The following is a 12,154-nucleotide window of genomic DNA, read 5'->3' on the forward strand; positions in this document are numbered from 1 at the left end:
CCGTGCCGCTCAGCGGTCGTTGGAGGGGCCGCCGATCTGCATCCCGGCCATCCGGGACCACTCGTACGGGCCGGTGCGGACCTTGAGTGCGAACTCGCCGTCGAACTCCTCGTGAAGCGTGATGCCGGACTTCTTCGCCGCGCTCTCGGCGACGGCGTAGGTCGGTGCGACGAGGTCGCCCCAGGCGCCGTCCTCGCCGACCAGGACGATACGGGCGCCCGCCTGGCCGATGTAGGCGAGCTGCCCCTCGGCGCCGCCGTGCTCCTTGGCGAAGGAGCCGATCTCGCGGGCGAGCTTCGCCGCCCTGCGCTCCGCGCGCGCCGCCTTCCTGGCGTCGGTGCGCGAGGTCTGCTCGGTGTCTGCCGCTTCTGCTGCCTTCTCTGCCATGGACAGGATGCTACCGACGAGTAGATCAACTGGCGACGGGCGGGTCACGTGGCTTGTGCCACGTGACCCGCCCGTCGGCCCTTGAGAGTGCTCAGCGGAGGAAGGGGTCCACCGCGACGGCGAGGAAGAGGAGGGAGACGTAGGTGATGGACCAGTGGAACAGCCGCATCTCCTTGAGCTTGCCGCCGGTCACCCCGGCCCTGGCCCGGTTCTGCAGGCCGTGGGCCTCCCAGAGCCAGAAACCGCCCGCCAGCAGGGCCACCGCTGTGTAGAACCAGCCGGTGTAGCCCAGCGGGGTGAGCAGGAGGGAGACTCCGACCATCACCCAGCTGTAGATGACGATCTGCCGGGCGACCACCCGGTTGGAGGCGATGACCGGGAGCATCGGGACGCCGACCCGGGCGTAGTCCTCCTTGACCTTCATCGACAGCGGCCAGTAATGCGGCGGCGTCCAGAAGAAGATGACGGCGAAGAGGATGACGGCGGCCCAGGAGAGGGAGTTCGTCACGGAGGACCAGCCGATGAGCACCGGCAGGCAGCCCGCGATCCCGCCCCAGATGATGTTCTGCGAGGTGCGGCGCTTCAGCAGCATCGTGTAGACGACGACGTAGAAGAGGAGCGCGCCGAGCGCGAGGGCTGCGGAGAGCCAGTTGACGAGCAGCCCGAACCAGAGGGTGGAGACCACCCCGAGGGAGATGCCGAACACCAGGCACTCACGCGGGCTGACCATCCCGGTGACCAGCGGGCGCTGCGAGGTGCGGTCCATCAGCGCGTCGATGTCGCGGTCGATGTACATGTTGAGCGCGTTGGCACCGCCGGCGGAGAGATAGCCCCCGACGGTGGTGGTGAGAACGAGCCACAGGTCGGGTACACCCTGGGCAGCGAGGAACATCACCGGAACGGTGGTGATGAGCAACAGCTCGATGATTCGTGGCTTGGTAAGCGCCACGAATGCCTTGACGCGGGCCCCGAACGGGCGATGGCCCCCTGGGCTGGGAGTCAAGGCGACCCCTGCGGGTCGGGACTCGACGGCCGTCACGCACACCCCTGACAGAGAAATCCCAGCAAGCTCCGGGCGTGGAGGCCCGGTGAAGACTTGCGCGAACCCGACCACTGTAGACGTTGGGGATACGCCGTCCTTCGCGGGGGTGGGGTCGTGTTGGGGGTGACTGTGTACCCGGGGGGGGCGCTTTCCGCCGGGAGGCGAACCGACCGGCTCGCCCGCACCCTGGAAAGTGCTCGGAAGGTGTCCCCCGCGGCGGGGGTAGGCTCGACAGCGCCCGGTGCGGTAACAGTCACCGGTTTACGACAGTGGAGAGGAGCCCTGACTCAGGGTGAGCATCAAGCCGACCACCACAGACCTCCAGTGGACCGATTTGGACCAGCGGGCCGTGGACACCGTCCGCGTCCTCGCCGCGGACGCCGTACAGAAAGTCGGAAACGGCCACCCGGGCACGGCGATGAGCCTGGCTCCTGCCGCGTACACCCTCTTCCAGAAGGTGATGAGGCACGACCCGGCGGACGCCGACTGGACCGGTCGCGACCGGTTCGTCCTCTCCGCGGGCCACTCCAGCCTGACCCTCTACATCCAGCTCTACCTGGCCGGTTACGGCCTGGAGCTCGATGACCTCAAGGCCTTCCGCACCTGGGGCTCCAAGACGCCGGGCCACCCGGAGTACGGCCACACCGTCGGCGTGGAGACGACTACCGGGCCGCTGGGCCAGGGTGTCGCCAACGCCGTGGGCATGGCGATGGCCGCCCGCTACGAGCGCGGCCTCTTCGACCCGGAAGCGGCTCCCGGCACCTCCCCGTTCGACCACATGGTGTGGGTCGTCGCGGGTGACGGCTGCCTCCAGGAGGGCATCTCGGCCGAGGCCTCCTCGCTGGCCGGGCACCAGAAGCTGGGCAACCTGGTCCTGCTCTGGGACGACAACCACATCTCCATCGAGGGCGACACGGAGACCGCGGTCTCCGAGGACACCCTCAAGCGGTACGAGGCGTACGGCTGGCACGTCCAGCGTGTCGACCAGCTGCCCAGCGGCGACCTGGACCCGGCGGGTCTGTACGCGGCGCTCCAGGCGGCCAAGGCCGAGACCGAGCGCCCCTCGTTCATCGCGGCCCGCTCGATCATCGCCTGGCCCGCCCCGAACGCCCAGAACACCGAGGCCGCGCACGGCTCGGCGCTCGGCGACGACGAGATCGCGGCGACCAAGCGGGTCCTCGGCTTCGACCCGGAGCAGACCTTCGAGGTCTCCGACGAGGTCATCGGCCACACCCGCCAGGCCCTGGACCGCGGCCGCGAGGCCCGTGCCGAGTGGGACAAGGCGTTCGCCGCGTGGCGCACCGCCAACCCGGAGCGCGCCGCCGCCTTCGACCGGATCTCCGCGGGCGAGCTGCCCGAGGGCTGGGAGGAGAAGCTCCCCTTCTTCGAGCCCGGCAAGGGCCTGGCCACCCGTGCCGCCTCCGGCAAGGTGCTCCAGGCGCTGGGCGAGGTCGTGCCCGAGCTGTGGGGCGGCTCCGCCGACCTCGCGGGCTCGAACAACACCACGATCGACAAGACGTCGTCGTTCCTCCCGGCCGGCAACCCGCTGCCGGAGGCCGACCCGTACGGCCGGACGATCCACTTCGGCATCCGCGAGCACGCCATGGCCGCCGCCATGAACGGCATCGCCCTGCACGGCAACACCCGCATCTACGGCGGCACCTTCCTGGTGTTCTCCGACTACATGCGCAACGCGGTGCGGCTCTCCGCGCTGATGCACCTGCCGGTGACCTACGTGTGGACGCACGACTCGATCGGTCTCGGCGAGGACGGCCCGACGCACCAGCCGGTCGAGCACCTGGCCGCGCTGCGCGCCATCCCGGGCCTGAACATCGTGCGCCCGGCCGACGCGAACGAGACCGCCATCGCCTGGCGCGAGATCCTGCGCCGCTACACCAAGGTCTTCGGCAAGGGCGCTCCGCACGGTCTGGCGCTGACCCGGCAGGGCGTGCCGACGTACGAGGCCAACGAGGACGCGGCCAAGGGCGGTTACGTCCTGTTCGAGGCCGAGGGCGGCAAGCCGCAGGTACTGCTCATCGCCACCGGTTCCGAGGTCCACGTCGCCGTCGAGGCGCGCGAGCAGCTCCAGGCGGCCGGGGTGCCGACCCGGGTGGTCTCGATGCCGTCGGTCGAGTGGTTCGAGGAGCAGGACCAGGCGTACAAGGACAGCGTGCTGCCGCCGTCGGTGAAGGCGCGCGTCGCCGTCGAGGCGGGCATCGGCCTGACCTGGTACCGCTACGTCGGTGACGCCGGTCGGATCATCTCGCTGGAGCACTTCGGGGCCTCGGCCGACGCGAAGGTGCTCTTCCGCGAGTTCGGCTTCACGCCCGAGAACGTGGCCGCCGCCGCGCGGGAATCTCTCGCCGCCGCCACACGCTGACGCCGTTGTATACGACTAGTAGGAGATGCAACTCATGACAGACGCACTCAAGCGCCTCTCCGACGAGGGCGTGGCGATCTGGCTCGACGACCTGTCGCGCAAGCGGATCACCTCCGGCAATCTGGCCGAGCTGATCGACCAGAGCCATGTCGTCGGCGTCACCACCAACCCGTCGATCTTCCAGAAGGCGATCTCGTCGGGCGACGGTTACGAGCAGCAGCTCACCGACCTCGCGGCCCGCAAGGTCACCGTCGAGGAAGCCCTCCGTATGATCACGACGGCGGACGTCCGCGACGCCGCCGACATCCTGCGCCCGGTCTTCGACGCGACGGACGGCCAGGACGGCCGGGTCTCCATCGAGGTGGACCCGCGCCTGGCGCACAACACCACGGCCACCGTCGCCGAGGCCAAGCAGCTGGCCTGGCTGGTGGACCGGCCGAACACCCTGATCAAGATCCCGGCGACGAAGGCCGGTCTGCCGGCCATCACCGAGGTCATCGGCCGGGGAATCAGCGTGAACGTGACGCTGATCTTCTCGCTGGAGCGCTACCGCGCGGTCATGGACGCCTACCTGGCGGGCCTGGAGAAGGCCAAGGCCGCGGGCCTGGACCTTTCCAAGATCCACTCGGTCGCCTCGTTCTTCGTGTCCCGCGTGGACACCGAGATCGACAAGCGGCTGGACGCCATCGGCTCGGACGAGGCGAAGGCGGCCAAGGGCAAGTCCGCGCTGGCCAACGCCCGGCTGGCCTACGAGGCGTACGAGGAGGTCTTCTCCTCCGACCGCTGGGCCGCGCTCGACAAGGCGCAGGCCAACAAGCAGCGCCCGCTGTGGGCCTCCACCGGCGTCAAGGACCCGGCGTACAAGGACACGCTGTACGTCGACGACCTGGTCGCGCCCAACACGGTCAACACCATGCCGGAGGCGACCCTGGACGCGGTGGCCGACCACGGTCGGATCACCGGCGACACCGTCACCGGCGGCTACGACCAGGCCCGCGCCGACCTCGACGCGGTCAGCAAGCTCGGCATCTCGTACGACGACGTCGTGCAGGTGCTGGAGGACGAGGGCGTCGAGAAGTTCGAGGCGTCCTGGAACGACCTGCTCAAGTCGACCGAGGCAGAGCTCGACCGCCTCGCCCCTTCGGAGGGCTGACCACTTTGTCTGGTGTTCCCGGAGCCAACCCGCTCCGTGACGCCCAGGACCGACGGCTCCCGCGTATCGCGGGGCCGTCGGGCCTGGTCATCTTTGGCGTCACGGGCGATTTGTCCCGTAAAAAGCTGATGCCCGCCGTCTACGACCTGGCCAATCGCGGCCTGCTGCCGCCGGGCTTCTCGCTCATCGGTTTCGCTCGCCGCGACTGGGAGGACGAGGACTTCGCCCAGGTCGTCCATGACGCCGTCAAGGAGCACGCCCGTACGCCGTTCCGCGAGGAGGTCTGGCAGCAGCTCATCCAGGGGATGCGCTTCGTCCAGGGCAACTTCGACGACGACGAGGCGTTCGAGACGCTGAAGGCGACCATCGAGGAGCTCGACAAGGCGCAGGGCACGGGCGGCAACTTCGCCTTCTACCTGTCGGTGCCGCCGAAGTTCTTCCCCAAGGTCGTCCAGCAGCTCAAGAAGCACGGCCTGGCCGACCAGAGCGAGGGTTCCTGGCGGCGTGCCGTCATCGAGAAGCCGTTCGGCCACGACCTGGCCAGCGCGCAGGAGCTCAACCAGCTCGTGCACGCCGTCTTCCCGCCCAACGAGGTCTTCCGGATCGACCACTACCTGGGCAAGGAGACGGTCCAGAACATCCTGGCGCTGCGGTTCGCCAACACGATGTTCGAGCCGATCTGGAACCGGTCCTATGTCGACCACGTACAGATCACGATGGCCGAGGACATCGGCATCGGCGGCCGGGCCGGTTATTACGACGGCATCGGCGCCGCCCGTGACGTCATCCAGAACCACCTGCTCCAACTGCTGGCGCTGACCGCGATGGAGGAGCCCGGCTCCTTCCATCCCAAGGCCCTGGTCGCCGAGAAGCTCAAGGTCCTCACCGCCGTCGAGCTGCCCGAGGACCTCGGCAAGCACACGGTGCGCGGCCAGTACGCGCACGCCTGGCAGGGCGGCGAGGAGGTCCTCGGCTATCTGGAGGAGGACGGCATCGACCCCAAGTCGACGACCGACACCTTCGCCGCGATCAAGCTGACGATCAACAACCGCCGCTGGGCGGGCGTCCCGTTCTACCTCCGGACCGGCAAGCGGCTCGGCCGCCGGGTCACGGAGATCGCGGTCGTCTTCAAGCGCGCCCCGTATCTCCCCTTCGAGTCCGGCGCGACCGAGGAGCTCGGCGGCAATGCCCTGGTCATCCGGGTCCAGCCGGACGAGGGCGTCACCGTGCGCTTCGGCTCCAAGGTCCCCGGCACCTCGATGGAGGTCCGGGACGTCACGATGGACTTCGCGTACGGCGAGTCCTTCACGGAGTCCAGCCCGGAGGCGTACGAACGGCTCCTCCTGGACGTCCTGCTCGGCGACGCCAACCTCTTCCCCCGTCACCAGGAGGTCGAGCTCTCCTGGAACATCCTCGACCCGATCGAGGAGTACTGGGACAAGCACGGCAAGCCCGCGCAGTACGCGGCCGGGACCTGGGGTCCGGCCGAGGCGGACGAGATGCTCGCACGCGACGGACGGAGCTGGAGGCGGCCATGAAGATCGATCTCACGGAAACCACGTCCAGCAAGATCAACCAGGCGCTGGTCTCGGCCCGCCGGGCCATCGGCACCCCCGCCATCGGCATGGTGCTCACGCTGGTCATCGTCACCGACGAGGAGAACGCCTACGACGCGCTCAAGTCGGCCGGTGACGCCTCGCGCGAGCACCCCTCGCGGATCATCGCGGTGATCAAGCGGGTCAGCCGCTCCCCGCGGGCCCGGCGGGACGCCCGCCTGGACGCCGAGGTCCGGGTCGGTTCCGACGCGGGCACCGGCGAGACCGTCGTCCTGCGGCTCCACGGCGAACTGGCCAACCACGCCCAGTCGGTGGTCCTTCCGCTGCTGCTGCCGGACGCCCCGGTCGTGGTGTGGTGGCCCGAGGGCGCCCCCGCCGACCCGGCGAAGGACCCGCTCGGGGCCCTCGCCCAGCGCCGGATCACCGATGCCTACTCCGCCGAGCGCCCGCTCGACGAGCTGGCGGTGCGGGCGGCGGCGTACAGCCCGGGCGACACCGACCTGGCCTGGACCCGGATCACGCCGTGGCGCTCGATGCTGGCCGCCGCGCTCGACCAGCAGCCCGCCGAGGTCATCGGCGCGACCGTGGAGGGCGAGAGCGACAACCCGAGCTGCGAGCTGCTGGCCATGTGGCTCGCGGACCGGCTGGCCGTCCCGGTGGAGCGCACGCACTCCGGGGGGCCGGGGCTCACCGCGGTCCGGATGGAGACGAAGAACGGCGTCATCGTCCTGGACCGCCCCGACGGCTCGCTGGCCACGCTCTCCATGCAGAACCAGCCGGACCGCGCGGTGGCGCTCAAGCGGCGCGACACCGCAGAGCTGCTGGCGGAGGAGCTGCGCCGGCTCGACCCGGACAACACCTACGAGTCCTCGGTCAAGTTCGGCATCGAGAAGCTGCACCAGGGTGGCGACGTCACGGCCACGCCCCTCGGCCACGCGTCGGACACGGCGGGCTCGGCGGACAAGGCGGAGAAGTCCGCCGAGCCGAAGGCGCCCGCGGCGAAGAAGGCCCCGGCCAAGAAGGCGGCCGCCAAGTGACGCCTCCTCAGCTCGTCGTGCACCGTGACAAGGAGCTGATGGCACAGGCCGCGGCGGCCCGGCTGATCACGAAGGTCGTGGATGCCCAGGCCGCCCGTGGCCATGCCTCGGTGGTGCTGACCGGCGGGCGCAACGGCAACGGCCTGCTGGCCGCGCTCGCCGCCGCGCCCGCCCGGGACGCGATCGACTGGGCGCGCCTGGACCTGTGGTGGGGCGACGAGCGGTTCCTGCCCGAGGGCGACCCGGAGCGCAATGTCACCCAGGCCCGCGAGGCGCTGCTCGACGCGGTGCCGCTGGACCCGGCCCGGGTCCACCCGATGCCCGCGTCGGACGGCCCGCACGGCAAGGACGTGGGCGACGCGGCAGCGGCGTACGCGGCCGAACTGGCCGCCGCGGCAGGCCCTGAGGACCACGGCCCGGTGCCCACGTTCGACGTGCTGATGCTGGGCGTCGGCCCGGACACGCATGTGGCTTCGCTCTTCCCTGAGCTGCCTGCCGTACGGGAGACCGAGCGCACCGTCGTCGGTGTGCGCGGGGCGCCCAAGCCTCCGCCGGTCCGGGTCTCCCTCACACTGCCCGCGATCCGCGCGGCGCGTGAGGTGTGGCTGCTGGCGGCGGGCGAGGACAAGGCGGAGGCCGCGGCCATCGCCCTGTCCGGGGCCGGGGAGATACAGGCCCCGGCGGCGGGCGCGTACGGGCGCAGCCGGACGCTGTGGCTGCTGGACGCGGCGGCGGCCTCGCAGCTGCCGCGCGCGCTGTATCCGCCGGCCTCTGCCTGAGCCTCGGCACTTCGCAGGCCCGGACCGCTTCTACCGAGCGGTCCGGGCCTGCGGCGTGACGGGCCCGGCACTCGCAGAGGCCGGGAACATCACCCCGCGGACAGCTCGGTCTCCACACCGCACTCCTCGAACAGAGCGAGAACGCTCGCGGTGAAATCGCTGCCCAGCACTTCGCGGGAGGCCGCGAAGTTCCACCACACCAGGCGGAACGGAGCCGCTCCGTCGCGCCGCATGGTCCGAAGGCAGTCGAAGACCGCGTCGCGGTTCGAACCGAAGTAGCCGCCGGGCCCGTTGACGGCTTCTCCCAGGGCGCAGTAGAAGCCTGCCCTCGTGCTGATCCCGGTGCTGTCGATGACCGCCGTCCCGTCGGTCTCGTAGCGCGTCGCATCCCGCCCGGAATCGAACCAGGCGGTCTGCACGACGTGCAGCCAGCTCTCGTGCCAGTCGGACGGGTAGCGGGCCCATTCTCCGCGCTCGACGGGTCGGCCCGTGGCCCACTTCCGCCAGATCTCTCCGGCCCGGGGGTACTCGCAGGTGTGCCCGAAGGAGTAGTCGAGGTCGGGGCGGTCCGCGCCGGAGGGCACGAGCTCGTGCCGGAACGCGGCGATCACCCTCCCGAGGTGGTACGCCCCGATCGTCCTCCCCTGCCGGTCGACGACCTGGAGCTCGGCCCACTCGGTCTTCCGCCGGGCACGGCCGACCTGGTGCGCTCGGACGAAGGTGACGGTGAGGGTCTCCGGCGGCTCCGGGTCCTCCTCCATGAAGTAGTCGCGAAGGTCCTCGGCGGCCAGAAGGACCTTTCCGGACTCCTTGTCGACAAGCCGGTACAGGATGTCCTGCGTGTCGTCGATGCCTTCGCTCTCGGGGCTCATGCGTGACCATTCCGTTCAATGTGAAAGCCGAAGCCGCGCGACACGTTGGCGCAGCCCGCGGCATGAAAGGCTCGGCCCATGGTGCATATCGGAACCGTGGTGATGGGCGCGTCCGACGTACGGCGGGCCGCCGCCTTCTGGAAGGCGGCACTGGACTACACCGAGCGCGAGCCGGGCTCGGACGACTGGGTGGTGCTGGTCCCGGTCGAGGGCCCGGGTGTCGGGGTGGCGCTGGGCCGCTCCGCCTCCCCCGTCCAGGAGGTCCCCTGGGTCCACCTCGACCTCTACTCCGACGTCCAGGAGGCCGAGGTGGAGCGGCTGATCGGGCTCGGTGCCGAAAGGGTCGCGTGGGAGCTGTACCCCCCGGACCCGGACTTCGTGGTGCTCGCCGACCCCAACACACCTCACTACCAGTTCTGAGGGTAAACCCTGGTCACCCCTTGTCAAGCCACGTAAAAGCCCCGCCCGGCAACTGGTGCCGAACGGGGCGTTTTTGCTGTCCGTGCGGTGCACTACGGGGCCCGAAGCGCGTCCCCGGGGGTCGGGCCCGCCCCGAGCGTCACCGCGTGGTCAGGGCACGCGTAGAGGGTCGTCCCGGGGCCACTGGCGCTCTGTATGTAGCGGACGGGGATCGGGGCGCGCGTGACGGTCTTGCACTCGATGCAGAGCGCGACGTGTCCCGCGAGGACTTCCGGGAACAGCTCGTCGGCGGTCACGCTGCCACCCGCTCACGGCGCACAAGCGAGCCGAGCGGCATCGTCGGATGGTCGTAGTCCACACCGATCCGTGCGAACGCTGCGGCGTAGCTCCGTTCCCGTTGCGGGGCGGGCAGTCCGCGCGTGTGCGCGTCATTGAAGATGGCGCGTACTTCCTCGGCTGACGGAGCGGTCCACGGGCGGGACCAGGGCGACACGGGGGCGGGGGTGGTGGTGGGAACCGGCGGTGCGGCGGAAGGTTCGGCCGAGTGGCGGCCCTCGGCGGGCAGCAGTAGCCGCAGCACCCACAGCAGTGCACGGGCGATAGAGTCGCGCATGTCGTTTCAGCTCCCTAAAGCTGTCTCGGCGTAGCCCCGGCGGACCGATACCAGCGGTCTTCCGGGGCGCTTTCAGCTCCGAAGGTAGCGACACCTGTATACCCCTGTCTACGCACAGGGGTATACAGGTGCATCTATGGCCCTATGTGTAGGGGTGGCTAAGGTTCCCCCGTGATGGAGTTCGACCCGACGCAACCGAAGTGGCAGCAGATCGCAGACGCGGTGAGGCAGCGCATTGCCAGCGGCCAATACCCCGCCCGTCACCTGGTTTCCGAAGTGCAGCTAGAGAACGAATTTGGCGTAGCTCGAACAACGGTCCGTAAGGCGACGGCGGCCCTGCGGGATGAGGGCTTGATCATCACTACCCCCGGCATGGGCTCTTTCGTGCGCGACCGCAGCGAGGATGAGCGCCAGGACACGCAGTAGCCCCGGCCAGCATCCGGGGGACGCCGACCGGGGCGGTATGAGGTGCTGCTACTCGTCGCCCTTCTTCGGGGGCAACACGAAGCCCCTGGTAGGCCCACTCTGCCGCCGGGGGGCAGGGTCGGGAGTGGACGGCCGGAACTTCGCCGCCAGGGCTGCCAGCGCGTCAGCAGTGGTGTCCTTGCGGGTTGCCGGATCGGCCTTGTCGAACACGCGCCATGGGCCCGTCAGGTTCTCCGGGTCTTCCGGCGCGACGACACCCGGGATGCCCAACTGCCGCAACACGTGGTCTACCTGTCGGGCCTGTTCCGCGTCCATGTGGTCACCTTCCGTTGTGTGCGGGCAGCGTAGCTACTCGCCAGTGGTCGCGCAGTTGCCCGGACGAATCGGGCCGCAGCCACCGGGCGGCGTGTGCTGGCACTGTGCCACCACGGACACCAGGGACTTCGTGGGGCTCGTCCACAGGTCCGAGTCCGTCTCGTACCCGGCCTGTTCGATGGTCGCGATGGTGCGGGTGATGACGTGCTCGTCGAAGCGCTCGGGGTCGGGGCGCTCGGGATAGTGGTGCACGAACCGGCCCAGCCCCTCACACAGCTTGGCGTACAGCTCGGTGTGCAGGATCAGGGCGTGCCACCCCTCGTCCACGACCTTGGAAGGGGCGATCCTGGTGGTGGGGAACTGCGCTGCGGCGTCCACGAACTTGATCGCCTCCGCGACGATCCGTTGCGCCGTACCCTCGGTCATACCGGGGTTGTTGTCGATGACCGTTGCGACGACACCCCCAAGCCCTTCGGGGGTGAGTAACGCGAGTGCGTTTCGCATCTGTGTTGCCTTCCTTGTTGGGTTGGCCCGTTCCGACCGTGCGTCCTGTCCAGGGGTTAGAACGGTCGGAACGGGGGTCGAGCCCCATCCCTGCCGGGATTCCGAATCGAGTACGGGGGAGCCTCGACTACGGCCACGTCCGGCAGGGACGGGAGTTCAGGGGCCAAGCGGCTGGTTGTTCACCTTTGCTTGGACGGGAGAGCCACCAAGGGAAGAAGGGTGTACCTCATGAAGTCCCCTTCATTCGAACGCAGTTGTGGCACTCGTCCGAGCGGAACGGCGACGGAGGGTGGATCGGTCCGGGCGGGCGAACGACGCCGCTCTGTACGTCCAGCGCACCCCCGCACGGCGTCCACCATCCTTCGGGGCTGCTCGCGTACGCCGTGCCCGTAAAGAGGTCCACAGCGGGCTTCTCGGCCGTCTCAATGGTCATCGACGCCCCCAGCGGGCACGCTCGTTCTCCGACGCAACCAAGGGGCGAAGGCGCTGCATGGTCGGGCTCTGCGAACGGTCATCGCTGGCCGTCTCGACCGTTTCCGCCATGTCCGGGCACTGCGAGGAACCACACGTGCACCGGGGCCACAGGAGCGCCGACCGGACGGGCGGCTCACCACGTTCGGGGAAGTCCTGACGGGGCACCATGCCTGCCCTGGTCTCCCAGCGCTCGCGT

Annotated in this window: 14 protein-coding genes; 7 read left to right on the plus strand and 7 right to left on the minus strand. The window is 69.7% G+C overall.

The features are described 5' to 3' along the window. Nucleotides 1-9: 9 nt before the first annotated feature. Together RI138_RS05955 and RI138_RS05960 are read right to left on the minus strand one after the other, a co-directional pair. Complete coding sequence (locus RI138_RS05955; protein ID WP_096632843.1) at nucleotides 10-387, minus strand: hypothetical protein; 378 nt, start codon at nucleotides 385-387, stop codon at nucleotides 10-12. A 91-nt stretch (nucleotides 388-478) separates the two neighbouring features. After that, complete coding sequence (locus RI138_RS05960; RefSeq protein ID WP_179500355.1) at nucleotides 479-1,432, minus strand: heme o synthase; 954 nt, start codon at nucleotides 1,430-1,432, stop codon at nucleotides 479-481. Between the two features lie 289 nt (nucleotides 1,433-1,721). Between RI138_RS05960 and tkt the strand changes: the two genes are divergently transcribed. The 5 genes from tkt to pgl are packed head-to-tail and all read left to right on the plus strand — an operon-like array spanning nucleotide 1,722 to nucleotide 8,334. Then, complete coding sequence (gene tkt / locus RI138_RS05965; RefSeq protein ID WP_311119047.1) at nucleotides 1,722-3,809, plus strand: transketolase; 2,088 nt, start codon at nucleotides 1,722-1,724, stop codon at nucleotides 3,807-3,809. Nucleotides 3,810-3,843: 34 nt separating this feature from the next. Then, nucleotides 3,844-4,962: a transaldolase gene (gene tal, locus RI138_RS05970; RefSeq protein WP_311119048.1), complete on the plus strand. Its 1,119-nt coding sequence runs from the start codon at nucleotides 3,844-3,846 to the stop codon at nucleotides 4,960-4,962. 5 nt (nucleotides 4,963-4,967) lie between these two features. Continuing rightward, nucleotides 4,968-6,500 carry a glucose-6-phosphate dehydrogenase gene (gene zwf, locus RI138_RS05975; RefSeq protein ID WP_096632846.1) on the plus strand — a complete coding sequence of 511 codons (1,533 nt, stop codon included), beginning with the start codon at nucleotides 4,968-4,970 and terminating at the stop codon, nucleotides 6,498-6,500. Further along, entirely contained in the window at nucleotides 6,497-7,555 is a 1,059-nt protein-coding gene (opcA, locus tag RI138_RS05980; RefSeq protein ID WP_311119049.1) for a glucose-6-phosphate dehydrogenase assembly protein OpcA, read from the plus strand. Before zwf ends, opcA begins: the two co-directional genes overlap by 4 nt. Next, nucleotides 7,552-8,334, plus strand: coding sequence for a 6-phosphogluconolactonase (gene pgl / locus RI138_RS05985; protein ID WP_311119050.1), 783 nt, complete (start codon nucleotides 7,552-7,554; stop codon nucleotides 8,332-8,334). Before opcA ends, pgl begins: the two co-directional genes overlap by 4 nt. Before the next feature lie 89 nt (nucleotides 8,335-8,423). Here the strand turns inward: pgl and RI138_RS05990 are convergent, their stop codons facing one another. Next, nucleotides 8,424-9,206 carry a barstar family protein gene (locus tag RI138_RS05990; RefSeq protein WP_311119051.1) on the minus strand — a complete coding sequence of 261 codons (783 nt, stop codon included), beginning with the start codon at nucleotides 9,204-9,206 and terminating at the stop codon, nucleotides 8,424-8,426. A 78-nt stretch (nucleotides 9,207-9,284) separates the two neighbouring features. On the opposite strand from RI138_RS05990, the gene RI138_RS05995 reads away from it, so the two are divergent. Then, the gene (locus tag RI138_RS05995) at nucleotides 9,285-9,626 is read left to right on the plus strand and encodes a VOC family protein (protein ID WP_311119052.1); all 342 of its coding nucleotides are present in this window, start codon (nucleotides 9,285-9,287) and stop codon (nucleotides 9,624-9,626) included. Between the two features lie 92 nt (nucleotides 9,627-9,718). Here RI138_RS05995 and RI138_RS06000 read toward each other — a convergent pair whose 3' ends face one another. Together RI138_RS06000 and RI138_RS06005 are read right to left on the minus strand one after the other, a co-directional pair. Continuing rightward, the gene (locus RI138_RS06000; protein WP_311119053.1) at nucleotides 9,719-9,922 is read right to left on the minus strand and encodes a hypothetical protein; all 204 of its coding nucleotides are present in this window, start codon (nucleotides 9,920-9,922) and stop codon (nucleotides 9,719-9,721) included. Then, complete coding sequence (locus tag RI138_RS06005; protein WP_311119054.1) at nucleotides 9,919-10,239, minus strand: hypothetical protein; 321 nt, start codon at nucleotides 10,237-10,239, stop codon at nucleotides 9,919-9,921. The genes RI138_RS06000 and RI138_RS06005 overlap by 4 nt, the downstream gene beginning before the upstream one ends. Nucleotides 10,240-10,413: 174 nt before the next feature. On the opposite strand from RI138_RS06005, the gene RI138_RS06010 reads away from it, so the two are divergent. Then, nucleotides 10,414-10,665, plus strand: a complete 252-nt coding sequence (locus RI138_RS06010; protein WP_398864209.1) for a GntR family transcriptional regulator — start codon at nucleotides 10,414-10,416, stop codon at nucleotides 10,663-10,665. Nucleotides 10,666-10,713: 48 nt separating this feature from the next. Here RI138_RS06010 and RI138_RS06015 read toward each other — a convergent pair whose 3' ends face one another. Together RI138_RS06015 and RI138_RS06020 are read right to left on the minus strand one after the other, a co-directional pair. Then, entirely contained in the window at nucleotides 10,714-10,980 is a 267-nt protein-coding gene (locus RI138_RS06015; protein ID WP_311119056.1) for a hypothetical protein, read from the minus strand. 33 nt (nucleotides 10,981-11,013) lie between these two features. Next, the gene (locus tag RI138_RS06020; RefSeq protein WP_311119057.1) at nucleotides 11,014-11,484 is read right to left on the minus strand and encodes a glycine-rich domain-containing protein; all 471 of its coding nucleotides are present in this window, start codon (nucleotides 11,482-11,484) and stop codon (nucleotides 11,014-11,016) included. Nucleotides 11,485-12,154 lie beyond the last annotated feature (670 nt).

It is taken from the genome of Streptomyces durocortorensis (assembly GCF_031760065.1).
In the GTDB taxonomy this organism is placed as follows: domain Bacteria; phylum Actinomycetota; class Actinomycetes; order Streptomycetales; family Streptomycetaceae; genus Streptomyces.